At 71.9% G+C, this 26,047-nt stretch carries 24 protein-coding genes and 3 pseudogenes; 12 read left to right on the top strand and 15 right to left on the bottom strand.

Features of this window, described 5'->3' with window-relative positions; genetic code table 11:
- The first annotated feature begins 144 nt into the window (after positions 1–144).
- Genes ACYP53_RS20070 through ACYP53_RS20080 form a run of 3 tightly spaced genes read left to right on the top strand, consistent with a single transcriptional unit; the run spans position 145 to position 2,676 of the window.
- Positions 145–1,038, top strand: coding sequence for an ABC transporter substrate-binding protein (locus tag ACYP53_RS20070; RefSeq protein WP_459648362.1), 894 nt, complete (start codon positions 145–147; stop codon positions 1,036–1,038).
- A gap of 50 nt (positions 1,039–1,088) precedes the next feature.
- On the top strand, positions 1,089–1,889 hold the full coding sequence (locus tag ACYP53_RS20075; protein WP_459648363.1) for an amino acid ABC transporter permease: 801 nt from the start codon (positions 1,089–1,091) through the stop codon (positions 1,887–1,889).
- Positions 1,882–2,676 carry an amino acid ABC transporter ATP-binding protein gene (locus ACYP53_RS20080; protein WP_308437534.1) on the top strand — a complete coding sequence of 265 codons (795 nt, stop codon included), beginning with the start codon at positions 1,882–1,884 and terminating at the stop codon, positions 2,674–2,676. The genes ACYP53_RS20075 and ACYP53_RS20080 overlap by 8 nt, the downstream gene beginning before the upstream one ends.
- Positions 2,677–2,704: 28 nt before the next feature.
- On the opposite strand, the gene ACYP53_RS20085 is transcribed toward ACYP53_RS20080, so the two are convergent.
- The 3 genes and pseudogenes from ACYP53_RS20085 to ACYP53_RS20095 all read right to left on the bottom strand — a co-directional run bounded on the left by ACYP53_RS20085 (position 2,705) and on the right by ACYP53_RS20095 (position 5,682).
- A complete protein-coding gene (locus ACYP53_RS20085) occupies positions 2,705–3,544 on the bottom strand; it encodes an IS5 family transposase (RefSeq protein WP_459649794.1) in 840 nt (279 codons plus the stop codon).
- A gap of 616 nt (positions 3,545–4,160) precedes the next feature.
- Positions 4,161–4,433, bottom strand: a pseudogene (locus ACYP53_RS20090) (ricin-type beta-trefoil lectin domain protein); the annotation flags it as partial.
- Between the two features lie 25 nt (positions 4,434–4,458).
- Entirely contained in the window at positions 4,459–5,682 is a 1,224-nt protein-coding gene (locus ACYP53_RS20095) for a serine hydrolase domain-containing protein (RefSeq protein ID WP_459648364.1), read from the bottom strand.
- Between the two features lie 181 nt (positions 5,683–5,863).
- Between ACYP53_RS20095 and ACYP53_RS20100 the strand changes: the two are divergent.
- The 3 genes and pseudogenes from ACYP53_RS20100 to ACYP53_RS20110 form a co-directional block, all read left to right on the top strand.
- Positions 5,864–6,149 (top strand): annotated as a pseudogene (locus ACYP53_RS20100) (IS5/IS1182 family transposase); the annotation flags it as partial.
- A 46-nt stretch (positions 6,150–6,195) separates the two neighbouring features.
- On the top strand, positions 6,196–6,618 hold the full coding sequence (locus tag ACYP53_RS20105) for a hypothetical protein (RefSeq protein ID WP_459648365.1): 423 nt from the start codon (positions 6,196–6,198) through the stop codon (positions 6,616–6,618).
- A gap of 236 nt (positions 6,619–6,854) precedes the next feature.
- A complete protein-coding gene (locus ACYP53_RS20110) occupies positions 6,855–7,628 on the top strand; it encodes an aminoglycoside adenylyltransferase domain-containing protein (protein WP_459648366.1) in 774 nt (257 codons plus the stop codon).
- Between the two features lie 33 nt (positions 7,629–7,661).
- On the opposite strand, the gene ACYP53_RS20115 is transcribed toward ACYP53_RS20110, so the two are convergent.
- Positions 7,662–8,525, bottom strand: a complete 864-nt coding sequence (locus ACYP53_RS20115) for a glutathione S-transferase C-terminal domain-containing protein (RefSeq protein ID WP_189914312.1) — start codon at positions 8,523–8,525, stop codon at positions 7,662–7,664.
- Between the two features lie 415 nt (positions 8,526–8,940).
- Here ACYP53_RS20115 and ACYP53_RS20120 point away from each other — a divergent pair, with 415 nt between their 5' ends.
- Positions 8,941–9,609: a class I SAM-dependent DNA methyltransferase gene (locus ACYP53_RS20120; protein WP_459648367.1), complete on the top strand. Its 669-nt coding sequence runs from the start codon at positions 8,941–8,943 to the stop codon at positions 9,607–9,609.
- Here ACYP53_RS20120 and ACYP53_RS20125 read toward each other — a convergent pair.
- Positions 9,610–9,813, bottom strand: a pseudogene (locus tag ACYP53_RS20125) (NAD(P)-dependent oxidoreductase); the annotation flags it as partial.
- Positions 9,814–10,065: 252 nt separating this feature from the next.
- On the opposite strand from ACYP53_RS20125, the gene ACYP53_RS20130 reads away from it, so the two are divergent.
- Both ACYP53_RS20130 and ACYP53_RS20135 read left to right on the top strand, forming a co-directional pair.
- On the top strand, positions 10,066–11,076 hold the full coding sequence (locus ACYP53_RS20130) for a permease (protein ID WP_459648368.1): 1,011 nt from the start codon (positions 10,066–10,068) through the stop codon (positions 11,074–11,076).
- The gene (locus tag ACYP53_RS20135; RefSeq protein ID WP_459648369.1) at positions 11,073–11,957 is read left to right on the top strand and encodes a TIGR03943 family putative permease subunit; all 885 of its coding nucleotides are present in this window, start codon (positions 11,073–11,075) and stop codon (positions 11,955–11,957) included. The genes ACYP53_RS20130 and ACYP53_RS20135 overlap by 4 nt, the downstream gene beginning before the upstream one ends.
- A 4-nt stretch (positions 11,958–11,961) precedes the next feature.
- On the opposite strand, the gene ACYP53_RS20140 is transcribed toward ACYP53_RS20135, so the two are convergent.
- From ACYP53_RS20140 to ACYP53_RS20160, 5 genes are read right to left on the bottom strand one after another with little or no spacing between them, the layout of a single operon-like run.
- On the bottom strand, positions 11,962–13,113 hold the full coding sequence (locus tag ACYP53_RS20140; protein ID WP_459648370.1) for a GTP-binding protein: 1,152 nt from the start codon (positions 13,111–13,113) through the stop codon (positions 11,962–11,964).
- Between the two features lie 12 nt (positions 13,114–13,125).
- Positions 13,126–14,013 carry a metal ABC transporter permease gene (locus tag ACYP53_RS20145; protein ID WP_459648371.1) on the bottom strand — a complete coding sequence of 296 codons (888 nt, stop codon included), beginning with the start codon at positions 14,011–14,013 and terminating at the stop codon, positions 13,126–13,128.
- Positions 14,010–14,915: a metal ABC transporter permease gene (locus ACYP53_RS20150; RefSeq protein ID WP_459648372.1), complete on the bottom strand. Its 906-nt coding sequence runs from the start codon at positions 14,913–14,915 to the stop codon at positions 14,010–14,012. Before ACYP53_RS20150 ends, ACYP53_RS20145 begins: the two co-directional genes overlap by 4 nt.
- Complete coding sequence (locus tag ACYP53_RS20155) at positions 14,906–15,754, bottom strand: metal ABC transporter ATP-binding protein (protein WP_459648373.1); 849 nt, start codon at positions 15,752–15,754, stop codon at positions 14,906–14,908. The genes ACYP53_RS20150 and ACYP53_RS20155 overlap by 10 nt, the downstream gene beginning before the upstream one ends.
- Positions 15,751–16,713, bottom strand: coding sequence for a metal ABC transporter solute-binding protein, Zn/Mn family (locus tag ACYP53_RS20160; protein WP_459648374.1), 963 nt, complete (start codon positions 16,711–16,713; stop codon positions 15,751–15,753). Before ACYP53_RS20160 ends, ACYP53_RS20155 begins: the two co-directional genes overlap by 4 nt.
- A gap of 639 nt (positions 16,714–17,352) precedes the next feature.
- Here ACYP53_RS20160 and ACYP53_RS20165 point away from each other — a divergent pair.
- Complete coding sequence (locus ACYP53_RS20165; protein ID WP_459649795.1) at positions 17,353–19,287, top strand: putative Ig domain-containing protein; 1,935 nt, start codon at positions 17,353–17,355, stop codon at positions 19,285–19,287.
- A gap of 57 nt (positions 19,288–19,344) precedes the next feature.
- Here the strand turns inward: ACYP53_RS20165 and ACYP53_RS20170 are convergent, their stop codons facing one another.
- The 3 genes from ACYP53_RS20170 to ACYP53_RS20180 form a co-directional block, all read right to left on the bottom strand.
- Positions 19,345–20,289 carry an alpha/beta hydrolase gene (locus ACYP53_RS20170; protein WP_459648375.1) on the bottom strand — a complete coding sequence of 315 codons (945 nt, stop codon included), beginning with the start codon at positions 20,287–20,289 and terminating at the stop codon, positions 19,345–19,347.
- A gap of 142 nt (positions 20,290–20,431) precedes the next feature.
- Positions 20,432–21,436, bottom strand: a complete 1,005-nt coding sequence (locus ACYP53_RS20175; RefSeq protein WP_189914319.1) for a magnesium and cobalt transport protein CorA — start codon at positions 21,434–21,436, stop codon at positions 20,432–20,434.
- Between the two features lie 105 nt (positions 21,437–21,541).
- A complete protein-coding gene (locus ACYP53_RS20180) occupies positions 21,542–23,575 on the bottom strand; it encodes an APC family permease (RefSeq protein ID WP_459648376.1) in 2,034 nt (677 codons plus the stop codon).
- A 186-nt stretch (positions 23,576–23,761) separates the two neighbouring features.
- On the opposite strand from ACYP53_RS20180, the gene ACYP53_RS20185 reads away from it, so the two are divergent.
- Both ACYP53_RS20185 and ACYP53_RS20190 read left to right on the top strand, forming a co-directional pair.
- Positions 23,762–24,058: a cupin domain-containing protein gene (locus ACYP53_RS20185; RefSeq protein ID WP_189914320.1), complete on the top strand. Its 297-nt coding sequence runs from the start codon at positions 23,762–23,764 to the stop codon at positions 24,056–24,058.
- A 161-nt stretch (positions 24,059–24,219) separates the two neighbouring features.
- Positions 24,220–25,020, top strand: a complete 801-nt coding sequence (locus tag ACYP53_RS20190; RefSeq protein ID WP_189914321.1) for a DUF2182 domain-containing protein — start codon at positions 24,220–24,222, stop codon at positions 25,018–25,020.
- A gap of 14 nt (positions 25,021–25,034) precedes the next feature.
- Here the strand turns inward: ACYP53_RS20190 and ACYP53_RS20195 are convergent, their stop codons facing one another.
- Together ACYP53_RS20195 and ACYP53_RS20200 are read right to left on the bottom strand one after the other, a co-directional pair.
- Complete coding sequence (locus ACYP53_RS20195) at positions 25,035–25,598, bottom strand: TetR/AcrR family transcriptional regulator (RefSeq protein ID WP_459648377.1); 564 nt, start codon at positions 25,596–25,598, stop codon at positions 25,035–25,037.
- Positions 25,595–25,957 carry a DUF1304 domain-containing protein gene (locus tag ACYP53_RS20200; RefSeq protein ID WP_459649796.1) on the bottom strand — a complete coding sequence of 121 codons (363 nt, stop codon included), beginning with the start codon at positions 25,955–25,957 and terminating at the stop codon, positions 25,595–25,597. Before ACYP53_RS20200 ends, ACYP53_RS20195 begins: the two co-directional genes overlap by 4 nt.
- Between the last annotated feature and the right edge of the window lie 90 nt (positions 25,958–26,047).

The following is a 26,047-nucleotide window of genomic DNA, read 5'->3' on the forward strand; positions in this document are numbered from 1 at the left end:
GCGCTTGCCCCCTTTCTCATTTCCTTCCTTCCTCATCCGCACCTTTCCGTGCGGCTGTTCGCTGCTGCCGCCGTGCCCCGGTCCTCGCGTGACCGGGGCGGGCCGGTCGCGCGTTCCTCCGCCGTCACCAGCTCTGGAGCACTCATGGGCCCGCGCCGGGTTCTCGTCACCACCCTCACCGCTCTCGTCTCGCTCGCCTCGCTCGCCGCCTGCGGCAGCACGTCGCCGTCGGCCACCTCCGCCGACAACCCGTACCAGCTGATCGAGCCGGGGAAGATACGCGTCGGCACGCTTTCGGACGCGCCGCCGAACGTGTACCTCAAGGACGGCAAGTTCACCGGCTTCGACAACGACCTGTTCACCGCCGTCGCCGCCAAGGCCGGCCTCAAGGTGGAGTTCGCCTCGACCGACTTCTCCTCCCTGCTGTCGCAGGTCGCCAACCACAAGTTCGACGTGGGCAGTTCGTCGATCACGGTGACCGAGGCCCGCAAGAAGACGGTGGCCTTCACCAACGGGTACGACTTCGGCTACTTCGGGCTCGACGTTCCCGCCGGCTCGCCGATCACCGCCTTCGACCAGCTCGCCGGCAAGCGGGTCGTGGTCGTCCAGGGGACGGTCCAGGACGACTACGCGACGAAGCAGAACCTCAACCCGGTGCGGGTGCCCGACTACAACAGCGCGCTCAACCAGCTGAAGACGGGCACCGCGGAAGCCTGGATCTCGCCCGCCGAGATCGGCGAGAAGAGCGCCACGGACAGCGGCGGCAAGGTGGTGCTCGTGCAGAAGCAGCTCAGCCCCGCGCCGACCGCCTTCGCCGTCGCGCAGAACCGGCCGCAGCTGCTCGCCGCGCTGAACAAGGCCCTCGACGAGGTGATCGCCGACGGGACCTGGACGCACCTCCAGGAGCAGTACTACCCGGGCCGGCCGGTTCCGGACGGCTTCAAGCCCGGCGGCGGATCGGTCACCTACCCGCCCGTGGCCGTGGCGAGCCCGGGCCCGGCGACGAGCGCGCCGGTCAGCGCATCCGCGACCCCCTGACCCTGACCTGCTGACCACAAACACCGCAACAGACCGGACAGGAGGCTGACGTGGACCAGCTGGGCACGCTGGCGGAGACATTCTTCAACTGGGGATCGATGCGCTCGGCGATCTCCGACCTGCTCACCACCGGCGTGCCCAACACGCTGATCCTCTCGGTGACTTCGGCGATCATCGGCACAGTGCTGGGCCTGCTCCTGGCGGTGGCCGGGATCGCCAGGACCCGATGGCTGCGCTGGCCGGCCCGCGTCTACACCGACGTGTTCCGCGGCCTCCCGGCCGTGGTCACCATCCTGCTGGTCGGCGTCGGCCTGGCGCCGCAGGGGATGCAGATCTGGGGACCGGACCCCTACCCGCTGGGCATCCTCTCGCTCTCGCTGATCGCCGCCGCCTACTTCGGCGAGATCTTCCGCTCCGGGATCCAGAGCGTGGAGGCGGGCCAGCTGGAGGCGGCGCGCGCCCTCGGCTTCTCGTACGCCTCGGCGATGCGGCTGATCATCCTTCCGCTCGGTGTCCGGCGGGTCCTGCCGGCCTGGGTCAACCAGCTCATCGCGCTGATCAAGGACTCCAGCCTGATCTACTTCCTCGGGCTGACCGCCGGTCAGCGCGACCTGTTCCGGATCGGCCAGGACTCCGCCGCCACGACCGGCAACGAGTCCGCACTGGTCCTCGCCGGCCTGTTCTACCTGGTCCTCACCGTGCCGCTGACGCACCTGGTCAACATCGTCGACCGGCGGCTCCGGCACGGGCGCAGGGTCGTCGACCAGGGCAGCGGCACGCCCGACTCCCCCTCCCCCTCCGCACCCGTGACCGCACCCGACCCCGCACCCGAAGGAGCGGCACGTGCCTGACCGGCGACTCACCGAAACCGCAGTAACCGGCACCGCGGCGACCCGCACCGGTACGTCCTTCTCCCCGGTCAGCCTGGCGACCCGGGATCTCCACCTCTCCCTGGGCGGAACCCCGATCCTGCGCGGCGTCGACCTCGACGTCCCCAGGGGACACACGCTCTCCGTGATCGGGCCGTCCGGCTCCGGCAAGTCCACGCTGCTCCGGGCGATGAACCGGCTGCTGGAACCCGACCGCGGCGACGTCCTGCTGGACGGCGAGAGCGTCCTGCGGCGCGACCCCGATCTGCTGCGCCGTCAGGTCGGCATGGTCTTCCAGCAGTTCAACCTCTTCCCGCACATGAGCGTCCTGCGCAACCTCACGTTTCCGCTCCGCAAACTGAGCAGGCTGTCCCGCGAGGAGGCGACCGAGACCGCGTACCGCCAGCTCGACCTCGTCGGCCTGCGGGACAAGGCCGACGTCCGCCCCGGCCGGCTGTCCGGCGGGCAGCAGCAGCGGGTCGCGATCGCCCGTGCCCTGGTGATGGCACCCCGGGTGATGCTCTTCGACGAGGCGACCTCCGCGCTGGACCCGGAGCTGGTCAAGGGTGTGCTGGCGCTGATGGCCGACCTCGGCCGCGAGGGCATGACCATGGTGGTGGTCACCCACGAGATGGGCTTCGCCCGCTCGGTGTCCGACAGTGTCGCGTTCATGGACGGCGGCCGCGTGGTCGAGTCCGGCCCGCCCGAGGAGCTCTTCGAGACCCCTCGGAGCCCACGGCTGCGGCAGTTCCTGGCGGACGTGCTCTGACTGGGCGTTTCGTCCCTGGTTTCGGGGGTCAGGTTCCGCGCCAGGTCGGGGTGGATTCTCCGGTGAGTCGGCGGGTCATGAGGCCGATCATCGCGACGTGGACCATGGCTTCGGAGCGGGCGGGTAGGGCCTCGTAGTCGCGGGCCAGTCGTCGGTGGTTCATCAACCACCCGAAGGTCCGCTCGACGACCCAGCGACGGGGCTGGACGACGAATCCCCTGATCGCGGGGTCGCGGCGGACGATCTCGACGTCGATGCCCAGGGCGGCGCCGTGTTCGACGACGGCATTCTTGTAGCCCATGTCGGCCCAGGCCTTGCGTATGGTGGGGTGCTCGGCCGTCACCCGGGTCAGGAGCTGACGGCCGGCGGCGTTGTCCTGGACGCTTGCGGCGGTGACCAGCACGACGAGCAGGAGGCCGATTGTGTCGGTGACGATGTTGCGTTTCCTGTCCACGATCCGCTTCCCGACATCGGGGCCCTGGGTCGAGGCGGGGACGTTCGTGGAGGTCTTCACGCTCTGCGAGTCGACGATGCAGGCCGTGGGCTCCGGATCGCGGCCTTCTGTGGCGCGGACCAGGCGTCGTAGAAGGCCGTTGAGCTGTGCGAACACGCCGTCGCGCTGCCATTTGGCGAAGTAGGCGTAGACGGTTTCCCAGGGTGGGTAGTCGTGCGGGAGGTAGCGCCAGGGGATGCCGGTGCGGTCGACGTAGAGGATCGCGTCGAGGAGGTCGCGCAGGTCGTGTTCGGGCGGCCGGCCGAAGGCAAGGGCTCGTGCGGTGCGGGCCTGGCGCCAGGCGGTCAGGGTCGGCTCGATCAGTGCCCAGCGGGCGTCGGACAGGTCGCTCGGATACGGTCGACGAACCGTCATGATGACGGCATACTGCGGGATCGTCGTCTTGGCCATGGTCCGCGCATCTGCGCGGACAGATGCCATCGAGGCCGGCCTTTTGGAATGAGACAGGACGGAGTGCGCATCTTCGGCGGGCTTTCGTGCGCAGGTGCCACGCCCGTCACTTCTGCCTCGGGAGTCGCGCCAAGGGCTCCGACCGGACGGCTCGAAAACCCGCATCAACCAGCGCTTTCATGGGTGAAACGCCCAGTGAGTGGGCGTTTTGGCATGTCTGATCCCCTGGATGGCTTATAGTCATGCCGCTTTGGTGGTGTTATGCCCGACAGATCAGCAACGCCCCTCCTCGGATCAGAGGATCGGCTGTCCGTAGGTGCGGTTCGCCTACGCGATCTCGCTGACCGTGCTGCCCTCCAGCCTCTGGCGGGTTCTGAGCGTTGACCTCCGGATCCCGCTGATGCCCCGACCGACGGCCGCCCGCCGCCGGACTGGTTCGGCGGCGAGTGGTGGTACGTCATCGGGCTGAGCGCGGTCAGTGAGACCCTCGCGTTCCTGGCGGTCGGTCTCGTGTGCACCGTCGCCCGCAGTGACGGCCAGTCACTGGAACAGGGAATCAAAAGCCAACCACACCTGCGGACTACGGCAGGGTCCACCGCTGGTTGTCCCCGCCGTTGCAGTCCCAGATCCCCAGCGGCGTGCCGTCGGCGGTGGCGAAGGCGGGGTCGTCGAGGCAGCGGCCGGACCGGAGGCTCGCGAGGGTGCCGTCCGGTCGGGACGTCCACTGCTGGTTGGCGCCGCCGCTGCAGTCCCACAGTTCGACGGGCGTGCCGTTGGCGGTGCCCCGGCCGGTGACGTCGAGGCACTTGCCTCCGTGGGTGAGGGTGCCGTTGGCCCGGGTCCAGACCTGGGAGCCGCCGCCGTTGCGGCGACCGGGCTCAGCCCAGGGGCTGGTCCGGCACCAGCAGGCGGGACAGCTCCTCCGCGATGGTGGTGGTCAGGTTCTGCACCTGCTGGTCGGTGGTCGGCGAATACGTGCCGGAGACCGCGATCGACAGGTCCTCGGACGGCAGGTACGCCATGATCGCGGCGTAGCCGGACAGGGAGGGGTTCTGCACGATCCAGCCGTGCACGACGAGCGCGGACATCCCGAAGTGGATGTCCTGGGTCTGCGGCATGCAGACGTCCTTCGGGCAGGTCGGCGTCGCCTGGCCGAGCCCGACGGTGCCCGGGTCGAGCAGGGTCTGGTAGCCCTCGGGCGAGAGCGTCTGCCCCGAACCGATCCCGGCGCCCGCCCGGGCGAGGTCACAGATGTTCATGTTGATGACCGCGCCCGGCGCCGTGGTCCAGGAGGGGTTCCAGAACGTCGACTCCTCGTACGTGCCGCGTTCGTGCGTGAAGGCGTGCAGCACGGGGGTGGGGATGTCGGGGGTGTAGCTGTTCGATGTCGCGTGCAGCCCCAGGGGGCGGTAGATGCGCTGCTCCAGGAGGTGGTCGAGCCGGGTGTGGGTGATCCGCTCCAGCGCGAGGCCGAGCAGCTGGAAGTTGGCGTGCGAGTAGCTGAAGTTGGTTCCCGGCTCGTACAGCTGGACGTCGAGGTCCGCGTAGTGGAAGACGTCCTGGGGCGTCCACTGCTTGAACGGATGGGCCTCCAGGTCGGCGAGGAAGCCCTGGTCGGTCACGTAGTCCCGGAAGCCGCTGGTGGTGTCGCCGAGCTCGCGCAGGGTGATCTCGTCCGCGTGGGGGATCTCGGGAAGCCAGCGTGAGATGGGGTCGTCGAGGCTGACCTGCTTCTCGTCGACGAGCTGCAACAGGATCGTGCCCATGAACGCGATGCCGACCGACCCCGCGCGGAAGCGCATGTCCGGGCGGGCCGGCACCTCGGTCATCGACGGACCGACCGCGCCGGTCCACAGGTCGCGCCCGTGCTGGGTCACCCGGGCGATGACCGCCCGCAGGTTCAGATCGCGCCGCGCGTTCTCGACGACGTCGCGGATGGCGCGGCCTTGGCCGTCGACCGGATCCGGGGAGGCCACGCACTCGGACCCACGGTGCCTGGTGGCGCCGGCGGCGTCGGCGGGTCCGGCCGCGCCCGCGATGAGAGGGACGGAGGACACCAGCAACGCGGCGGCGCACAGCAGCGCGGTTCTCTTACGAGTCATGCTTCACCATGTCCGCGCCACCCACGGCAAACCGCGCAGGACACCACGACAACCACTCCGATGGCGCATGCCCGGTGACGGACCCGCGATGCACGGGTGTCGCCGTCATGCTCGCGCCGCGGCGCCCGCCGCTTCCCCACCGGCCAGGATCAGGTAGCAGCAACCTGCCGGTGCTCACACCGTGACCAAGGCATGGACGGACGCCGGGTTCAAGAACGCGGTCGTCGACCACGGCGCCGCCCTCGGCATCGACGTCGAGATCGTCCAGCGGGAGCCCGGCGCGAGAGGATTCACGCCGGAGCCCAAACGATGGGTGGTCGAGCAGACCCTGGGCACTCTCATGCTCCACCGCAGGCTTGCACGGGACTACGAGGCCAAGCCGGCCAGTTCGGTGGCGGTGATCCCACTGGTCCATGACCGACGTCATGCTCCGCCGCCTCACCCGCGCCGCCACCCCGACCTGGCGCGACCCGCCACCCTGGCATCCAGCACCCGTAACCGGCGGGAGCGTCGATGAGGGAACTTCTGGACAAGATCGAGACCAGGCAGCAGCTCGTCCGCGAGACAGCCGAACGGCTGCGTGACCAGATCGCCCAGCTCACCGAACAACTCGCCGCTGCCGAAGACACCTTGAAACGTCTGGAGATCACCCGCGCGACCGTGGTGGGACTGGCTGCCGAGGATGGCATCCCGCTTCCGGAGCCGCTGCCGCCCGGATACCACGAGATCCTGGCCGCCATCGAGAAGGCCACGGACAGGCTCCGCGCCAAAGACGTCTGCCAGGCACTCGGTCTCGGCGCCGAACCCCGGCATACCGAAGGCACCCGCGCGAAGCTCAATCGCCTGGTGACCCGCGGCATCCTCACCGAACCCGAGCCCGGCCTGTTCGCCCTCACCAAGCCAACACCGGGCACACCGGAGGCCAACTCAAGCTGAAATCCGGCAAAGGCTGACTTCTGACACGAGATCTTTACCGCTTGCCGAAAAGAGACGCGATCCGCCCGCTGGAATCTCGATTGCCCAGTAAAGGGGGCGACGGCTACCGTCCATCCCATGACGTCGTACTGCTTCGCCGCAGGGCGGATCCGCCGCGCCTGAACGCGGCGGTACATCCCGTTCATCTCCGCCGCGCCCGTGAGCCCCTTCCACTTCAACGGGTATGGAGATCCCCCATGTTCACCCCATACCGGGAGCTAGACGCGCTCCTGGACGAGTTCGTCCACGCGGTCCGCGGAATCCTCGGCAACACGTTCGTCGGTGCTTACCTGCAGGGCTCCTTCGCGTTGGGCGCCGGAGACCTGCACAGCGACTGCGACTTCATCGTCGCCACTACCGTCCTGCCCGCCGGGGCCACAGAGGCAGAGCTCCGCCGGCTCCACGACGAGATTCCCACCCGTCCGGGCTTCTGGACCAAGCACCTGGAGGGCTCCTACGCGGACACCACGTCCCTGCGCGCCGTCGCCGGGCTCGGAACACCGTGGCTGTTCTGCAACCACGGCCACCGCGAGTTGATCTGGGACGCCCACTGCAACAGCCCGCACACCCGCTGGATCCTCAGGAACCACGGAATCACCCTCGCCGGCCCCCCGGTCACCGACCTCGTCGGCGCAGTGCCACCCCAGGCCCTGCGCGAATCGATGCGCGAGATGCTGCCGGGCCTCATGGAAGACCTGCGGACCTGGGCCCGTTTCGACGTGGCCTGGAGTCAGCGCTATGCCGTGACCACCTACTGCCGGGCACTGTTCACCCTGCACACCGGCGAGGTGGCCTCCAAGCGCGGCGCACTGGAATGGGCGCGCGAAACCCTTGACCCGCGCTGGCGCCCCCTGCTCACCCAGGTGATCCAGGACCGGGAGCTGGGCTGGGACCCGACCGACCCACCACGTCCGGGCAGCCTCGAAGCGATGTACGCCTTCGGTGCCTACGCGGAGTCCTTCGCCAGCTGAACGGAGCCGGGCCCGGCTGAACCCCTCCCGCGCTCAGCCCGGCTGCAGCACCCACCGCTGGGCGTGCTCCGCCCAGTCGACGATCTGCATCGCCGCTCCCGCGGCCTCCTTGCCCTGGCAGCGGGCGTGGTGGCGGAGGGCGGTGCCGGCCAGGTCGAGGTGGCGGCCGAACGCGGGGTGTCCGGCCAGCCGGCGGGCGTAGGCCCACACCCGGGGGTGCTCGGCGATGAGCCGCACGGCGGCGGCGTCCAGGTGCCAGCGGTGCACGGTGTCCAACTGCACCAGGGTGACCCAGAGTTGTACGTCCGCGAAGGTCGGCCCCGCACCCAGCAGGTGGTCCCGGCCGTCCAGACGGCGTTCGACCACGGCCAGCCCGTCCAGCAGGGTGCGCAGGGCCGCCGCACGTTCGGCGGGAGCGGCGTCGGCCCGGCCGGCGCGCTGGGCCGGGGCGTTGACGGTCCGCTCGCAGAGCAGCCCCACCGCCTCGATCGCGGTCTCGGCGCCGGACGGGTGGAGGTCGGCCCCGGCCCCGTCGAAGCGCCGCGCCAGGTCGGTGAGGATCTCGGCGGGGTCGGTGCTGACGATCCGTCCGCTCCAGTCGTCGCTGAGCACCGGCGCGGTCGCCGGCCCGGGGTGCCGGTGCGAGCTCGCCTCGTAGAGCGGCCGGAGCACCGAGTACCCGCCGCCGTCCGTGTCAGGAACCGCCGGCAGCAGGTTCATCGGAAGGGTGTCGTCGAGGCCGAGCAGGCCGTGGGTGACGGCGATCCGCAGACCGTCCGGACAGGAGAGCGCGAGGTGGAGCCGGTAGCGGTGCGGCACGGGGAAGTACCCGCTGCGGGCATCGCGGCCGACCCGCCCGCGGAGGGCGGGCACGGCGGAGGGGAACGGGGCGGACATGGGTCTCCCGGGCGTCGAGGTACGCGGAGGCGCGTACGACGGATGAGGGTGGGGGTGAAGGACGGACTCAGGAGGGGCGACGGCCCGGTCCACTCCGACGGGAACGGCCGCCGGGCCGCGGGGAGCACGGGCTCATGCCATGCTGCTGCACACCCGCTGCAGATCGATGTGGCGACGGCACGTCAGCACCGGGAGCAGCCGGACGGCATGGGCCGCGCCATCGGCAGCCCGCTCCGCACGCTTCACGGCTCTCCCGCCCACGTTCGAGGATGTCCTCTCCGGAGTCTCTTCCCGCAGGATTGCCACGTCAAGGGTGCGGGCCGCCGGGAGTGCGCCCCGCAGCGAAGCCGGTATGTTCTCGGCAGTGGTCCGCCGGCTCTGCATCGACCTCGGCCACCGGGCTACTCTGCCGGGCATGAACGCCGACTCCTGGTTGACGGACACCCGGACCTCCTACGACACCGTCGCCGTCAGCTATGCCGACTACATCCGCGAGGCTCTGGCCGGGGCACCGTACCTTCGGGCGGCTCTGGCGCTGTTCGCCGACCTGGTGCACGCCACCGGCGGCGGGCCGGTGGCGGACGTGGGCTGCGGCCCGGGTCACATCACCGCCCATCTGGGCGAGTTGGGTCTCGACGCCTTCGGTGTCGACCTCTCACCCGTGATGATCGACGTGGCCCGGCGCGACCATCCCGGTCTGCGGTTCGAGGTGGGCTCGATGACGGACCTCGACCTCGCCGACGAGTCGGTCGCCGGCCTGCTCGCCTGCTGGTCGCTGATCCACATCCCCGACGAGGCCGTCCCCACGGTCTTCGGTCATTTCCGGCGGGTGTCGCGCCCCGGTGCGCCGCTGCTGCTCGGGTTCCACGTCGGCTCCGAGTCGCGGTTGAAGACCCAGGGCTACGGCGGTCACCCGATGAAGGTCCACGTCCACCGCCGTCGCCCTGAGCAGGTGGCGGCCTGGCTGCGCGAGGCCGGGTTCACGGTCGAGGCCCACCTCCTGACCGACCCCGACGAGAGCGTGCCGGGTGCGCTCCTCTTCGCGCGCCGCCCGCCGCTCGGCCCGCCGCCGACCCGGTCCTGATCAGTAGCCGACGGTGAACCGGCGTTGGACGAAGCGGGGCAGTTCGGCCTCGTCGACCAGGGCGACCGCGGCGTCCTCCACCGAGATCCGGCTGCGGCCGTCGGCGTCCAGGACGGGCTGGTCGCCGCCGGTCCGGAAGCGGCCGGTGCGCTCACCGGGGGCGATCTGCTCGGCGGGGCTGAAGTAGGTCCAGAGCCGGTTCGAACTCGCCGAGCTCGTCGGGGACCTTGGATCTTACCTGAGGTGTGATTTCGACCTCCGGCGCAGGGATCACCCCAGCGCGACCAGACCCGAAGCGGAACGCGGCAGTCGACGCAGGCTACCCATCGAAGTGGCCGCAGCGGAAGACCTAGATGAATATGATTATCACCGCTACTCTGTCCCCGCTCCCCACATGACGGTGAGCAGACAGGTTTCGCCGCGCATCGGCGGCGAGCGGGCTGAGGGGCGGTCACCTTGGTGGAGACGAGTCTCGGCAGCGCCCGGCACATCCCGGCGGCAGCGGCGGAAACCCCGCCCCGCCGGAGGCCCGCGCTGCTGATCGGGGTACTGGCGGTGGCCGGGGCGACGGCCGCCCTGGTACGGGTGTGGGACGCGGGCGGTGTGCAGACCTGGCGGACGGTCATGGTCGCCATCGTGGTGCAGGGCCTGCCGTTCCTGGTGCTGGGCACCGTGGTGTCGGCGGCGATCGGGGCGTTCGTCCCGGAGCGGGTGTTCACCCGGGTGCTGCCGAGGAATCCGGCACTGGCGGTGCCGGTGGCCGGGGTCGCCGGGGCCGTCCTGCCGGGCTGCGAGTGCGCGTCCGTCCCGGTGGCCGGGAGTCTGATGCGCCGCGGGGTGACCCCGGCCGCAGCGCTGGCGTTCCTGCTCTCCGCGCCCGCCGTGAACCCGGTGGTGCTGGTCGCCACCGCGATCGCCTTCCCCGGCAAACCGGAGATGGTGCTGGCCCGACTGCTGGCCTCGCTGCTCACGGCGGTCGTGATGGGCTGGCTCTGGGTGGCCTTCGGCCGGCCCGAGTGGCTGCGGCTGCCCACGGGGCCGGCCGGTCACGGTGAAGGGGCGCGCAACCCGCTGGAGGAGTTCCGGCGCGGCTTCCAGCACGACTTCCTGCAGGCCGGGGGCTTCCTGGTGGTCGGCGCCGCGGCCGCCGCCACCTTCAACGTGCTCGTCCCGCCGTCGGTGCTGCGGGTCTTCGCCGACCAACCCTGGCTGGGCGTACCGGCGTTGGCCTGTCTCGCGGTGGTGCTGGCGGTCTGCTCGGAGGCGGACGCCTTCGTCGCCGCCTCGCTCACCGGCTTCTCCCCCACGGCGCGGCTGGCCTTCATGGTGGTCGGCCCGATGGTCGACCTGAAGCTCATCGCGCTCCAGTCGGGCGCCTTCGGGCGCGCGTTCGCCGTCCGGTTCTCCTCCGCGACCTTCGTGGTCGCCGTCCTCGCCAGCATCCTGATCGGAGGCGCGCTGCGGTGAAAGCCACCTTCCGGGGCCTCGCCCCTTCCCTGCTCGTCGCCCTGGTGGGCGCCGCGCTGCTGCGGATCACCGTCGGCAGCGATGTGTTCCTGCAGTACGTGAAGGAGGGCCTGCGCCTCCCGTTGATCGCCTCGGGGATCGTCCTGGTCGGGCTCGGGATCGCGGGCGTGGCGCGCCGGCTGACGGAGCGGCGCCGGGAGCCGGTGATGCGCTTCGGCCGGGACGCCGAGGGCAACGCGGTCTGGCACCGGCCCGCTGAGCACGACGGGCACGAGCACGACGGGCCCGGGCACGAGCACGGGCACGATCACGGGCACGGCCCGCGGGTGGCGTGGCTGCTGGCCGCGCCCGCCGTGCTGCTGCTCTGCCTCACCCCGCCCCCGCTCGGCTCGTTCAGCGCGAACCGGGACGGCACGGACGCCGTCGTCGAGCCGGCGGCCTACGCCGACATCGCCGCATCGGCGCCCGGCCAGGGAGCCCAGAACGCTCAGAACGCCCAGGACACCGCCGGTGCCTCGGTGTCGGTGCCCACCCCGATGTCCCTGACCGAGTTCATCGGCCGCAGCCGGGACCCGCAGAAGAGCCTGGCCGGCCGCAAGGTCCGCCTCACCGGCTTCGTCTCCCCCGGCGCGCAGGCCGGCGAGTGGTACCTCAACCGCCTGGTCGTCAGCTGCTGCGCGGCGGACGCCCGTCGGCTCCGCGTCCTGGTGCACGCCACCGGCCCGGCCCCGGCCACGGACAGCTGGGTCGACCTCACCGGCACCTGGAAGCCCACCCCGGACGTCCCCGCCACCTCCGCGCCGCGCATCGACGTCGCCGACCGGCACGCCGTCCCGCAGCCGCGCGCCCCGTACCGGGACCTGCCGCCCTCGGACGGGTAGCCCCTCACACGGGGCACGCGTCGTCACCGCCCTCCCAGTCGGGGAACGGGTCCTCGCCCGGCTCGACCGGCTCGCCGTCCGCCAGCAGGCAGGCGGCGAGCCGCTGGTGCAGCGCGTCGGCCTTCAGGGCGGTGCCGATGAAGACCAGTTCCTGCCCCTGCCCGTCCGCGTGCACCCCGGCCGGTTCGAACCGGGCCACCGAACCGGCCTGCGACCAGAGGCCGGTGATGTGCGGACGGGTGGCCAGGCGGAAGAAGCCCTTGGAGCGCAGCACACCCCCGTACGCGCCGCCGTCGAGGTCCGCGGTGACGAAATCCCAGAGCCGGCCCGGGTGGAAGGGGCGGTCGGCGCGGAAGACGGTGCTGGAGATGCCGTACTCCTCGGTCTCCGGGATGTGGTCGCCGTTGAGCTCGGCGACCCAGCCCGGGGCCTGCTGGGCCCGTTCGACGTCGAAGCGGCCCGTTCCCAGCAGTTCGGCGGGGTCGACCCGTCCGAAGCGGGCCGGGACGATCCGGGCGGACGGGTTGAGCCGGGTGAGCGCGGCCCGCAGCCGTACGGCGTCCGGCTCCCCCACCAGGTCGAGCTTGTTGAGCACGATCAGGTCCGCGAACTCGACCTGGTCGATCAGGAGGTCGCTGACGGTGCGCTCGTCCCCCTCGTACTGGTCGAGCCCGCGTGCGGTCAGCTCGTCGCCGCTCGCCAGCTCCGACCGGAAGTTGGCGGCGTCCACGACCGTGACCATGGTGTCCAGCGCGGCGAGGTCGGCGAGCGTGGCGCCGTCGTCGCGGGCGAAGGAGAAGGTCGCGGCGACCGGCATCGGCTCGGAGATGCCGCTGGACTCGATCAGCAGGTAGTCGAAGCGGCCCGCCCGGGCGAGCCGGTCGACCTCCTCCAGCAGGTCGTCCCGCAGGGTGCAGCAGATGCAGCCGTTGGTCATCTCGACCAGCCGCTCCTCGGTCCGGGACAGGGCCGCGCCGCCGTCGCGCACCAGGGCGGCGTCGATGTTGATCTCGCTCATGTCGTTGACGATGACGGCGACCCGCAGCCCGGCCCGGTTGTGCAGGACGTGGTTGAGCAGGGTGGTCTTGCCCGCGCCGAGGAAGCCGGAGAGGACGGTGACGGGCAGGGGGCGTACGGGGGTGGTGCCGGTGGTCACGGGTGTGGTTCCTCATTCCTCGGTGGTGCGGGTGACGGTGGCGATGCGGGTGACGGTGCTGCGGGCGACGGTGGTGCGGGTCAAACGGGACCGGGGACGGACCAGCGACGCCCCGGCGTAGCAGGCCGCGGCGACCGCCATGATCGCGAAGCTCGGCGGCAGTCGCGGCACGACGGCACTGAGCATCAGCCCGCTCCACAGCTCCAGCACGGCGAGGGCGGCGGACAGCCCGAGGGCCCGGTACGGCCGGTCGGTCAGCCTCAGTGCCGTACCGGCGGGTGCGGCGAGCAGGCCGAGCAGGAGCAGCGAGCCGACGGCCTGGGTGGCCTCGGCCGCGCAGACGCCGACCAGGGCGAGGAAGCCGAGGCCGAGCGCGCCCGTACGGACGCCGCGCGCGGCGGCGACGGCCTCGTCCAGGGTGGCGAAGAGCAGCGGCCTGGCGATCAGCAGGACGGCGGCGCCGACCGCGAGGGCGATCAGGACGGCGGCGGTGGTCCGGGCGCTGTCCAGCCCGTAGACGGAGCCGAACAGCACGCTGATGCCGGCGTTGCCCTGGGTGGTGCTGCGGTGGGTGGTGTACAGGGTGAGGAAGAAGGTGCCCAGGCCCAGGATCCAGGAGAACAGGGTGCCGATGACGACGTCGTCGGGCCGCCCCCGCCTGCCGAGGACGCCGAGCAGCAGCGCGACGCCGACCGTGGCGGCGAACAGGCCGAGCCGCAGGTCGAACCCGCCGGCCAGGGCGGCCATCGCGCCGGTGAAGGCGACGTGGCCGAGCGCGTCCCCGGTGAAGGTCTGGGCGCGCAGCACCAGGAAGTAGCCGACCAGTCCGGAGGCCAGCGCGATGGCCGTGCCGGCCAGCAACGCGTGCTGGAAGAAGGGCTGGTGGAGGGCGGTGATCACGCGGGCACCCCCGTCCGGGGCGCGGCCCGGCCGAGCGCGCCCGCCAGTGCCCGGCCGAGGTGGGCGAGGAGGAAGCCGGCGAAGGCGAAGGTGGTCACGAAGAAGCCGAGCGGGTAGGGCTGGTAGAAGGCGGCGATCAGGCCCAGCCAGCAGGCGCCGAGGCCGAACGCCACGGCGAGTGCGAGGCCGAGGACGGGTCGGGCGGTGAGCACCTGCGCGGTGGCGGCGGGCATCACCAGCAGCGCGAAGACCAGCAGGCTGCCGGTGATCTGGCCGGCTTCGGCGGTGGCGGCGCCGAGCAGGAGCAGGAACCCGGCGCCGAGCAGCCGTACCGGCACACCGCGCGCGGCGGCGACGTCCCCGTCGATCGAGGCGAACAGCAGCGGGCGGCCGATGACGGCCAGCAGGGCGAGGACGACCGCGCCGACGGCGGCGAGCAGTCCGACCTGACCGGTGGTGATGCCGAGGAAGGTGCCGAACAGCAGCGCCTGCGGCCCGCCGAGCAGCCCCTTGTACAGGGTGACGAACAGGAACCCGCAGGCCAGCGCGAAGGCTTGGACGGTGGCGGTGGCGGCGGACTCCTCGGCGCCGCCGGAGCGGCCGCGCTCGCGCAGCGCCGCGATGACGAGCGCGGTGGTCAGGCAGGCGCCGAGGTAGCCGAGGGTGGTGGAGATCCCGAGCAGGGTGGCGAGCGCGGCGCCGGGGAAGGCGACCACCGACAGGGTGTGGCCGGCGAAGGTCTGGCGCCGCAGCACCATGAACCAGCCGACGGCGGGGGCGACGACGGCGACCACGGCCCCGGCGCGGAAGGCGTTGACCATGAACGGGTAGGCCCACATCTCCCGGAGGTCGGCGACCGGGTTCCAGGAGAAGGCGGGTGCGAGGGTCTCGGCTAGCAGCACGGGCCACAGCTCCGGCAGTCCTCGGGCACACCGACCACGACCAGCCGGTCGGCGGCGGTGCGCAGCACCTCGACGGGTGCGCCGTAGAGGCGGGTGAGCGTCTCGGAGGTGATCACCTCCGCGGGCGGACCGGCGACGGCCCGGCCCTGGGCCAGGTACACGACCCGGTCGAGGTGGTGCAGGATCGGGTTGACGTCGTGGGCGACCATGACGACGGCCACCCCGTCCTCGCGGCAGATCCGGCCGAGCAGCGCGGCGATCGCGCTCTGGTTGGGCAGGTCGAGGCTGTCCAGGGGCTCGTCCAGGAGCAGCAGGCGGGGGCGGGTGACCAGGGCCTGGGCGAGCAGCAGGCGCTGCTGCTCGCCCCCGGAGCACCGGCCGATCGGCCGGTGCGCGTAGCCGGTGGCGCCGACCGACTCGATGACCTCGTCCACGCGCCGGCGTTCGGCCCGACGGCGGGCGCGGTGCACGCCGGGGATCGGGAGGCCCCAGCGGTGCCCGTCCAGTCCGAGGCGGACCACGTCGATGCCCCGGATGCGCACCGCGGCGTCGAAGCTGCGGCGCTGCGGCAGGTAGCCGACGTCGGTACGGGCCGGGACGCGGATGGTGCCGGCCGCGCTGGGCACGGCGCCGAGCAGCGTCTTGACCAGGGTGGACTTGCCGACCCCGTTGGGGCCGAGGACGGCGGTGAACTCCCCGGCCCCGACGGTGAGATCGACGTCCGACCAGAGCGTCCGGCCGCCCGTCCGCACGGCCGCGCCGCGCAGCTCCAGGACCGGAGCGGGGGCGGGGGCCGGTGGCTCGGTGACCGTGGCGTGGTCGATCGGCGCGGTGGTCACTTGCCGGTCGCCTGCTTCAACGCGGCGGCTATGCCCTGGAGTTCGGCGGTCTGCCAGTCCTGGAAGGCGGCACCGGCGGGGGTCGGGGTCTCGGTGACGGTGGCGACCGGGATGCCCTGGGCCTTGGCGGCCTCGACCTGGGCCTTGATGTCCGGGGTGTCGTTCTGGCTGTTGTAGACGTAGACCTTGATCTGCTTGCTCCTGATCTGCTCGTCGGCGGTCGCCTTGTCGGCGGCGGTCGGGTCGGTGCCCTCGCTGACGGCGTCGAGCAGTTTCTCGGGGGTGAGCAGCTTGAGGCCGAGGCCCTCGGCGAGCGGGGTGACGATCGACTCGGAGGCGCCGATCGGGGTGCCGGCGTAGGTGGTTTTGATCTGGGCGATCAGCTGGTCGTACGGCGCGAGGGTCTTGCCGAGCAGGTCGGCCTTGCGCTGGTCGAAGTAGGCGGCGTCGGCCGGGTCGAGCTTCTTGTAGTCGGCGGTGATCCGGTCGACGACCTTGTGGACGCTCTCCGGGGAGTACCACTGGTGCGGGTTGTCGCCCTCCTTGAGGCCGAGCAGGTCGCCGGCCTTGAGCGCGGTGCGGCCGGCGGCCGGGTTGGCGGCTATCAGCTTGTCCGACCAGGCGTCGTAGCCGATGCCGTTGGTGATGACGTACTGGGCGGCGGCGACGGTGCGACCGTCGGCGGCGGTGGGCTCGTAGTCGTGCGGGTCGGCGTCGGGGCTGCTGATGATGTCGGTCACCTTGGCGTGGTCACCGCCGAGCTGACCGGCCAGCGAGCCCCAGAAGTTCTCGGCGGCGGCGACCTGGATGACCTTGCCGGAGCCACCGGCAGCGGCTGCCGCGGTCCCCTCCGAGGAGGCGTTCTTGGCCGGTGCGGTCGAGCAGGCGCTGACGGCGGCGAGCGTGGCGACCGCGACGGCGGCGAGTCTGAGCAGGCGGCGGGAAGCGGGGGAAGGCATGACGAACACCTCGTGGTTCGGGACGGGCGGGCTACGGGAGCAGCCTAGATGGAAACGATTTTCATCCTCAAGCCCCGATGGCAACGATATGAAAATCATTGCCAAACCTTGACGAGCCCGCGGCCCGGGAGCCACCGGTCGGCGGCCGGCCGCAAGGGCCGCGACCCCGCCCACGACCCCGCCCGCGCCGGCACGCCCCGCGCTCTGGACACCGGAGGCCAACCCGCTTCACCCGTTGGGCAATTCATGGGCAAAGCCCGGTAAAGCCTGCGAACGGCACCTTGAGCGCGTCGACAACCCGTCAGTAACGTCATGGGCACGCCGCGCGACAGGAACTGTCGGCGGTGCGACCTTCGGCATCCCCTCAGCTGTCATGCCCCTGGCATTCCGCTTCCACCGGGGATCCCCCGCATCCCGTACAGCGCAGGCACCAGCCGGTCCACGGCCATCCGCCGGGACCGGCCCGCACATGCCGTGATCCGTCAGCACGGGCCCGAGCCCGTCCCGGCGAGCACCCCCATTGCCGGCACCGGCCGCGCCCTCACCCCCACGGAGGGTCGAACCTTGCGCTTCCACACCCCCGGCAGGCCGCGCCTGCCCAGAACCCGCAAGCTCCTCGCCGTCCTGCCCGCCCTGGCCATGGCCGCCACCGGCCTGCTCGCGGCCACCGGCCCCACCGCGACCGCCACGACCACCGCGACCGCCGCCAGCGCGCCGCACGCCGGCGTCGCCACCAAGCGGCTGTGCGCCGCCCCCAGCCACCCCGGCCAGATGGCCTGCCTCGCGCTCGCCCGTACCGACATCGCCCAACAGGCCACCCTGGCACCGGACATCACACCCTCCGGCTACGGCCCCAGCGACCTCGCCGCCGCGTACAACCTCCCCGCCTCGGCCGGCTCCGGCGCCACCGTCGCCATCGTCGACGCCCAGGACGACCCCAACGCGGAGTCCGACCTCGCCGCCTACCGCTCCCAGTACGGCCTGCCCGCCTGCACCACCGCCAACGGCTGCTTCAAGAAGGTCGACCAGCGCGGCGGCAGCACCTACCCGAGCGCCGACAGCGGTTGGGCCGGGGAGATCTCGCTCGACGTCGACATGGTCAGCGCCGTCTGCCCCAACTGCCACATCCTGCTGGTCGAGTCCGACGACGCCTCCATGGACAACCTGGGCGCCGCCGTCAACACCGCCGTCTCGCTGGGCGCCAAGTACGTCTCCAACAGCTACGGCGGCTCCGAGGACTCCACCGACCCGACCTCGGACGCCAGTTACTTCAACCACCCCGGCGTCGCCATCACCGTCTCCTCCGGCGACTCCGGGTACGGCGTCGAGTACCCGGCCGCCTCCCAGTACGTCACCGCCGTCGGCGGCACCAGCCTCAACCGCGCCTCCACCAGCCGTGGTTGGAGCGAGAAGGTCTGGGGCACCAGCGCCGGCGGCAACGGTGCGGGCTCCGGCTGCTCCGCCTACGACCCCAAGCCCGGCTGGCAGCACGACACCGGCTGCGCCAAGCGCACCGTCGCCGACGTCTCCGCCGTCGCCGACCCGGCCACCGGCGTCGCCGTCTACCAGACCTACGGCGGCTCCGGCTGGAACGTCTACGGCGGCACCAGCGCCTCCTCCCCGATCATCGCCGCGGTCTACGCCCTCGCCGGCACCCCGGCCGCCGGCACCACCCCGGCCTCCTACCCGTACGCCCACACCGGCTCGCTCTACGACGTGACCAGCGGCGCCAACGGCAGCTGCTCCCCCTCCTACCTGTGCACCGCCGGCGCGGGCTACGACGGCCCGACCGGCCTCGGCACCCCCAACGGCACCGCCGCCTTCACCTCCGGCACCACCGGCGGGAACACCGTCACCGTCACCAACCCGGGCAACCAGACCACCGCCCAGGGCTCCTCGGTCAGCCTGCAGATCCACGCCACCGACTCGGCCACCGGCCAGACCCTCAGCTACGGCGCCAGCGGCCTGCCGGCCGGCCTGTCCATCAACTCCGCCACCGGCCTGATCACCGGCACCGCGACCACCGCGGGCAACTCCACCACGACGGTGACCGCCACCGACTCCACCGGCGCCAGCGGCTCCACCACCTTCGGCTGGACCGTCACCGGCACCGGCGGCGGCTGCACCGGCACCCAACTGCTCGGCAACCCCGGCTTCGAGACCGGCAGCGCCTCACCCTGGACCGCGAGCAGCGGCGTCATCGACAACTCCACCGGCGAGCCCGCCCACGGCGGCAGCTGGAAGGCCTGGCTGAACGGCTACGGCTCCACCCACACCGACACGCTCAGCCAGTCCGTCACCGTCCCGGCCGGCTGCAAGGCCACCCTCAGCTTCTACCTGCACATCGACACGGCCGAGTCCGGCTCCACCGCCTACGACAAGCTGACCGTCCAGGCCGGCTCCACCACCCTGGCCACCTTCAGCAACGTCAACGCCGCCAACGGCTACACCCTGCGCAGCTACGACCTCTCCTCCTTCGCCGGCCAGACCGTCACCGTCAAGTTCACCGGCACCGAGGACTCCTCCCTCCAGACCAGCTTCGTCCTCGACGACACCGCCCTCACCACCTCCTGACCCCCACCCCACCGGAGGGGCCGCGGCGTGCGCCGCGGCCCCTCCGGCAGACACGCCCTATCGGCGCGCCGCCCTCAGCAGTGCGCCGAGCTCGGTGTACATCTCGGTGACGGCGGCGTCGACCGCCGGGGAGTGGGTGTCGTAGTTGATGAAGCCGTGGATCAGCCCCGGGTACCGGTGCCTGCTGACCGGGACGCCGGCGGCGGCCAGGGCGTCGGCGTAGGCCAGGCCCTCGTCGCGCAGCGGGTCGAGCTCCCCGCAGCCGACCACGGCCGGGGCCAGGCCGCGCAGGTCCTCGGCCAGCAGCGGGGAGGCCGGGGCCCGCTCGCCGGCGCCCGGGTCGTCGGCCAGGTAGAGCCGGATGTCGTTCTCGACCTCGTCGGTGGTCAGCAGGTAGCCGGTGGCGCACTCGGTCCTGGACGGGTAGTCGCGGCCGGTCCGCAGGTCCGTGATCGGGTACGCGAGCAGCTGCGCCGCCAGTGGCCGGTCCTCGTCCCGGAAGGCGAGTGCCACCGCGGCGGCCAGGTTGGCCCCGGCGCTGTCCCCGGCCAGGGCGAGCGGGCCGCCGCCGAAGTCCGCGGGGTGGTCGCCGACCTGGCGGGCCACGGCGAGGCTGTCGTCGTAGGCGGCGGGGAAGGGGTGCTCGGGGGCGAGCCGGTAGCCCACGCTGACCACGACGGCGCCCAGGTCCCGGCAGAGCCGGCGGCAGACCCCGTCGTGGGTGTCGAGGTCGCCGACGATGAAGCCGCCGCCGTGGAAGAACACGACCGTCGGCGCCGCACCGGCCGCCTCGGGCCGGTAGATCCGCACCGGCACTCCGGCCAGCCGTTCGTCCCGCACCGAGGCGACGTCGAGGGGCGGGCTGGGCGTGACCGCCAGGGAGAGCATCCGGTTGCCCGCCCGCATCTCCTCCACGGTGGGCGCGGTGGCAGGCGGCGGCCCGGCCACTCCGAACCGGTTCATCAGTGCCGCGATCTGCGGGTCGACGGGGCCGAGCGGCATGTGCGGTCCTTCCGCTCGGGTGCCCGGGGCACGCCCGCGAATCTGCCGCTCCACCGTAAGGACGGACGCTCCGCCCCCACCCCTCGGACGACCCGAGCGGGTGAAGCCGGCCTCGGGACGGCCACGGGTCAGATCGACGGGCTCACAGCCAGTCGTTGCGGCGGAACGCCCGGAAGATGAACACGCAGACGGTGACGGTGAAGAGCAGCACCGCCGGGTACCCGAAGGTCCAGTGCAGCTCCGGCATGTAGTCGAAGTTCATGCCGTACACGCCCGCCACCATGGTGGGCACCGCGGCCAGCGCCGCCCAGGCGCTGATCCTGCGCATGTCCGTGTTCTGCTGCATCGACAACCGCGCCATGCCGGCGTCCAGGATGCTGGACACCAGCTCGTCGAAGGCCAGGATCCGCTCCTTCGCCTGCGTGTGGTGGTCCGCGGCGTCCCGCAGGTAGGCGGCTATCGCGGCGGGGATCTGTGGCAGCGAACCGTCCGAGAGCCGCTGGAGCGGGAGTGTCAGCGGCGCGACGGCCCGCTTGAACTCCAGCAGTTCGCGCTTGAGCTGGTAGATCCGCGCGGAGTCGTCGGTCCGCTCGGCCGAGAACACCGCGGCCTCCAGCTCCTCCACGTCCCGTTCGAAGGAGTCCGCCGCCTCCAGGTAGCCGTCCACCACGTGGTCCGCCACCGCGTGCAGCACCGCCGCCGGCCCCAGTGCCAGCAGCTCGGGCGTGGCCTCCAGGTCGCGCCGCACCCCGGTCAGGCCCTTGGCGCTGCCGTGCCGCACCACGATCGCGAACCCCGGGCCCGCGAACACCATGATCTCCCCGGTGTCCACGATCTCGCTGGTCGCCGTCACCTTCTCGTGCTCGACGTACGTGATCGTCTTCAGCACCAGGAACAGCGTGTCCCCGTACCGCTCCAGCTTCGGCCGCTGGTGCGCGCGCACCGCGTCCTCCTCAGCCAGCGGGTGCAGCCCGAACGCCGCCGCTATCTCGGCGAACTGCTCCGCGGTCGGCTCGAACAGGCCGATCCACACGAACCGGCCGTCCTTCTCGCCGATCCGCTCCAGCACGTCCGACAGCTCGACCGGCCCCGGCAGCCGCCGGCCGTCCTCGTACAGCGCGCAGTCCACCACCGCTCGCGAGACCATCACCCACCACCCTCCGGAAACCCACCGTCGACGAGCCGCCAACCTACCGGGTGCGCTCCGGACGGCCACACCCACCTGGGGGAACGGCGGGGCAGGGACCGCGGGTCAGATCCTCTCCGGCTCCGGGATGTCGCTCCCGGGCGTCGGCTCGCCGCGTCGGACCGCACCGGGTGCCCGGCGGGCCGGGTGGTCGGCCCGGGGGGCGGACGACAGCTGCCACGGCACGCTGATCACCATCACGCCCGGTGTGAACAGCAGCCGGCTCTTCAGCCACAGCGCCGACTGGTTGTGCAGCAGCTGCTCCCACCAGTGCCCCACCACGTACTCCGGGATGAAGACCGCGACCGCGTCACGCGGATTGCCCCTGCGGTACTCCCGTACGTAGTGGACCACCGGTTTGGTGATCTCCCGGTACGGCGAGTCCAGCACCTTCAGCGGGACGGCCACCTCGAACTCCTCCCACCTCGCGGCCAGTTCCCTGGTGGCGTCGCGCTCCACCGAGACCGTGACGGCCTCCAGCGAGTCCGGCCGGAACGCCTGCGCGTAGCCCAGCGCCCGCAGCGTGGCCTTGTGCAGCTTGGACACCAGGACGATCCCGTGCACCTTCGACGGCCGCACCGTCTCCTCCCGGGGGTCGACGATCGCCAGCTCGTCCGAGACCGCGTCGTAGTGCCGGCGGATGCCCCGCATCATCAGCCAGAGCAGGACGGCCGCCACCACGGCCAGCCAGGCGCCCTGGGTGAACTTGGTGATCAGCACGATGACCAGCACCAGTGCGGTGGTGACGGCGCCGACCCCGTTGATCACCCGGGAGCGCTGGGCGGCACCCCGCACCGCCGGGGCGGTCCGGGTGCGCAGGACGTCGTTCCAGTGCCGGACCATGCCGATCTGGGACAGCGTGAAGGAGGTGAAGACGCCCAGGATGTAGAGGTGGATCAGGCTGGTGACGTTCGCGTCGTAGAACCAGAGGAGGGCACCGGCCACCACGGCGAGCGCGATGATGCCGTTGGAGAAGGCCAGCCGGTCGCCGCGGGTGTGCATCTGCCGGGGCAGGTAGCGGTGCTCGGCCAGGATGGAGGCCAGCAGCGGGAAGCCGTTGAAGGCGGTGTTGGCCGCCAGGACCAGCACCAGCGCGGTGACCGCCTGGATGAAGTAGAACGGCAGGCTGTGGTCGCCGCCGAGGAAGGTCGACGCCAGCTGCGCGATGACCGTCTGCTGGGTGTAGCCGTGGCAGTCCCCGGAGAGCCCGACGAGCCGGCAGGCGTCGTCCACGTAGTGCACGTGCGTGGTCATCGCGAGCGCGGTGACGCCGGCGAACATCACGACCGCCGTCAGGCCCATGACGGCCATCGTGGTGGCGGCGTTCCTCGACTTGGGCTTCCGGAAGGCCGGGACGCCGTTGGAGATCGCCTCCACCCCGGTCAGCGCCGTACAGCCGGACGCGAACGCCCGCAGGCCCAGCATCAGCAGCCCCAACCCGGCCAGGGTGCCCTTGCCGTCCTGGGCGCTGACGCCGAACGCGGCGCTGGGTGACTGCGGGTCGTCGCCGAAGACCACCCGCACCGCGCCGGTGACCACCATCAGCAGGATGCCGCCGATGAACAGGTACGTCGGCGCGGCGAAGGCCTTGCCGGACTCGCGGACGCCCCGCAGGTTCATCGCCGTCAGCAGGACGACGAAGCCGAGCGCCAATGCGACCCGGTAGTCGGCGAGGCCGTTGAACGCCGAGATGATGTTGTCGACGCCCGAGGCCACCGACACCGCGACCGTCATCACGTAGTCGACCAGCAGCGAGGCCGCCACCACCAGACCGGCGCTCGCCCCCAGGTTCGTCGACACCACCTCGTACGAGCCGCCGCCGCTCGGATAGGCGTGCACCACCTGCCGGTACGACAGGACCACGACGGCCATCAGCGCGATGACCGCCGCCCCGATCCACGGGGTCAGGTACAGGAACGCGGTGCCGCCGAGGGTGAGCACCAGCAGGATCTCGCCGGTCGCGTACGCCACCGAGGAGAGCGGGTCGGACGCGAAGATCGGCAGCGCCAGCCGCTTGGGCAGCAGCGTCTCACCCAGCTCCTCGCTGCGCATCGCCCGGCCGATCACGAGGCGCTTGAGCGCCTGGGGCAGGTTGAACACAGTTGCGAGCGTAGGTGGCCGCAGTGCCGCGACGGCGCCTGTCAGCGGCGTGCGTAGGCCGTTCGAGGTGGGAACGGGCAGGTCGGCTCCCGACTCCGCCGGGGCTGCCCGCCGTGCACGGCCGGGTGCCCGGGGCTACCGTCGACAGCAGGTCAACGACCCTTCTCCCTCAGTCAGGAGGACCCCGTGGCAGCTGACGCTGTGCAGGTGGCACCCGATGTGTACAAGGTCATCTTCGAGAACGACCGGGTACGTCTGCTCGAGGCCCGGCTTCAGCCCGGTACGACGACAGCCATGCACCACCACCGGGACAACCTCGTCTACAACCTCGCGGACGGGCAGGCGGCCTTCACCGACGAGTCCGGTGAAACCGTCGAGGTCCCGCTCGTGGCCGGCGAGACGATGTGGTTCCCGGCCGTGGACCACTCCACGCACAACACCGGAAGCACCGAGGTCCGCTCGCTCCTGTTCGAGCTGAAGTAGCTGAAGTATCTGAAGGAGCGGCACCGGCGGCACCGGCGGCACCGGCCGGCTCCACCCGCGAGGACCCGGAACGACGGGCCGTGCCCCGGCGCCGCCCCGTCCTCCGGGTTTTGCCGGCGGCGCAGGTGTGCTGTCCTGGAAGGACCAGGCAGGAGATCAGCATGCGTACCGTGACCGTGGAGAAGCAGCCGCTGCGGACCGGGGTGCTGATGCCCGCCAGGGATCTGGCCGTGGCGTGGGGCCTGATCATGGTGATCGCGGCGCTGGCCTGGGTGTTCACCGTCGGGCAGGCCCGGGGCATGGGGATCGAGCCCGGCACGATGGGGATGGCGCTGCCGTTCTTCCTGGTGCTGTGGCTGGCGATGATGGCCGCGATGATGCTTCCGTCGGTGGCGCCGGTGGCGGTGACCTGGGCCCGCGGCATCGGCCGGCAGTCGAGCGGCGCGGAGCGGGCGGTGCGCACGACGGAGTTCCTGGGCGGCTATCTGCTGGTGTGGACGGCCTTCGGGCTGCTGGCGTACGGCGGGCTGGCGCTCACCGGCCACCTGGTGGAGCGCGATCCGGACGCCGGGAAGTGGATCGGCGCGGCGGCGTTCGCCCTGGCCGGGCTGTACCAGCTGGGCCCGCTGAAGTACGTGTGCCTGCGGCACTGCCGCAGCCCGATGACCCAGCTGATGCGCTACGCGGGCTGGCGGCCCCCGGTGCGGGACATGCGGGTCGGCTTGCACCACGGCGGGTACTGCCTGGGCTGCTGCTGGGCGCTGATGGTGGTGCTGGTGCCGCTCGGGGTGATGAACGTGGCGGCGATGGCGGGGATCGCGGTGGTGATCTTCCTGGAGAAGCTGTGGCGGCGCGGTCCGCTGCTGGCCCGGGTCAGCGGGGTGGCGTTCCTCGTACTGGCCGTACTGGCGCCGTTCCAGAGCTGGTTGCTGCCGGGGCTCACCCCGGGCGACATGATGTGAGGTCCGGCCGCCGCTCAGAGCCGCGGTGTGCGGTGGAGGGAGATCAGCAGCCGCCAGACCTGGTGGGCGATCCGCTCCGGGGTGGCCTCGATCCGGCCGTGCAGCCAGTCCCCCAGCACAGCGGTGAAGGTGCCGGCCACCGCGGCGGCCACCAGCTCGGGCTCCGGGGCGCCCGCGAGGGCCCGTTCGGCGCGGCTGCGCTCGCGCAGGTCGCGGGTGAGCACCAGGCCGAGCGGTCCGCCGCCGCCCGGGGCCAGCAGGGCCCGGTAGAGCGCCGCGTGCGGCGCCAGTTCGGCGAAGAACTCGGTGAGCGCGGACGGTGGGGCGTCCGGGTCCGCCACGCCGCGCCAGGCGTGCAGGGCGTCCACGGCCTCGCGGACAATGTCGGCGCAGGCGTCCACCGCGAGCGACTCCAGGTCGGCGTAGTGGACGTAGAAGGTGGCCCGGCCGACCCCGGCCCGGCGCACCAGCGCGGCGACGCCGACCTCCGCCAGCGGGCGCTCGGCGCACTCCTCCAACAGCGCCTGCCGGAGCCTGGCCCGGGTGCGCTCCGCCCTGGGGTCCTGGGCGGCGCTCATCCGGCGAGCAGCACGGCGCCGAGCGCGAGCGCCCCGGGCAGCGCCTGGGCCACCAGGATGCGGCGGTTCGCGGTGGCACCGCCGTACAGTCCGGCCACCACCACGCAGCTCAGGAAGAACAGCAGCGCCTGGTGGCCGGTCGAGCCGCCGGCGACCAGGCCCCACACCAGCCCGGCGGCGAGGAAGCCGTTGTAGAGGCCCTGGTTGGCGGCGAGCGGCGCGGTGGTACGGGCGAGGGCGGCGTCGAACCCGGAGAGCTCGCGGCCCGGCCGCCGCTCCCACAGGAACATCTCCAGCACCAGGATGTACCCGTGCAGGGCGGCCACCAGGGCCACCAGGACATCGGCGGTCACACGCATCATCGGCTCCCGGACTTCGCGGACGGGCGCCCCATGGACAGGGGCGGCACTTCATGGACAGGTGTCCATCATAGCTGGACACCTGTCCAT

The organism is Kitasatospora sp. Ki12, from assembly GCF_054601375.1.

What these genes read in the sequence shown, in the direction of transcription:
- ACYP53_RS20070 (WP_459648362.1), top strand. Translation starts at nt 145, where the DNA reads ATGGGCCCGCGCCGGGTTCTCGTCACCACCCTCACCGCTCTCGTCTCG.
- ACYP53_RS20085 (WP_459649794.1), bottom strand. Translation starts at nt 3,544, where the DNA reads ATGACGGTTCGTCGACCGTATCCGAGCGACCTGTCCGACGCCCGCTGG.
- ACYP53_RS20095 (WP_459648364.1), bottom strand. Translation starts at nt 5,682, where the DNA reads ATGACTCGTAAGAGAACCGCGCTGCTGTGCGCCGCCGCGTTGCTGGTG.
- ACYP53_RS20105 (WP_459648365.1), top strand. Translation starts at nt 6,196, where the DNA reads ATGAGGGAACTTCTGGACAAGATCGAGACCAGGCAGCAGCTCGTCCGC.
- ACYP53_RS20110 (WP_459648366.1), top strand. Translation starts at nt 6,855, where the DNA reads ATGTTCACCCCATACCGGGAGCTAGACGCGCTCCTGGACGAGTTCGTC.
- ACYP53_RS20115 (WP_189914312.1), bottom strand. Translation starts at nt 8,525, where the DNA reads ATGTCCGCCCCGTTCCCCTCCGCCGTGCCCGCCCTCCGCGGGCGGGTC.
- ACYP53_RS20120 (WP_459648367.1), top strand. Translation starts at nt 8,941, where the DNA reads ATGAACGCCGACTCCTGGTTGACGGACACCCGGACCTCCTACGACACC.
- ACYP53_RS20160 (WP_459648374.1), bottom strand. Translation starts at nt 16,713, where the DNA reads ATGCCTTCCCCCGCTTCCCGCCGCCTGCTCAGACTCGCCGCCGTCGCG.
- ACYP53_RS20165 (WP_459649795.1), top strand. Translation starts at nt 17,353, where the DNA reads ATGGCCGCCACCGGCCTGCTCGCGGCCACCGGCCCCACCGCGACCGCC.
- ACYP53_RS20170 (WP_459648375.1), bottom strand. Translation starts at nt 20,289, where the DNA reads ATGCCGCTCGGCCCCGTCGACCCGCAGATCGCGGCACTGATGAACCGG.
- ACYP53_RS20175 (WP_189914319.1), bottom strand. Translation starts at nt 21,436, where the DNA reads ATGGTCTCGCGAGCGGTGGTGGACTGCGCGCTGTACGAGGACGGCCGG.
- ACYP53_RS20190 (WP_189914321.1), top strand. Translation starts at nt 24,220, where the DNA reads ATGCGTACCGTGACCGTGGAGAAGCAGCCGCTGCGGACCGGGGTGCTG.
- ACYP53_RS20195 (WP_459648377.1), bottom strand. Translation starts at nt 25,598, where the DNA reads ATGAGCGCCGCCCAGGACCCCAGGGCGGAGCGCACCCGGGCCAGGCTC.
- ACYP53_RS20200 (WP_459649796.1), bottom strand. Translation starts at nt 25,957, where the DNA reads ATGCGTGTGACCGCCGATGTCCTGGTGGCCCTGGTGGCCGCCCTGCAC.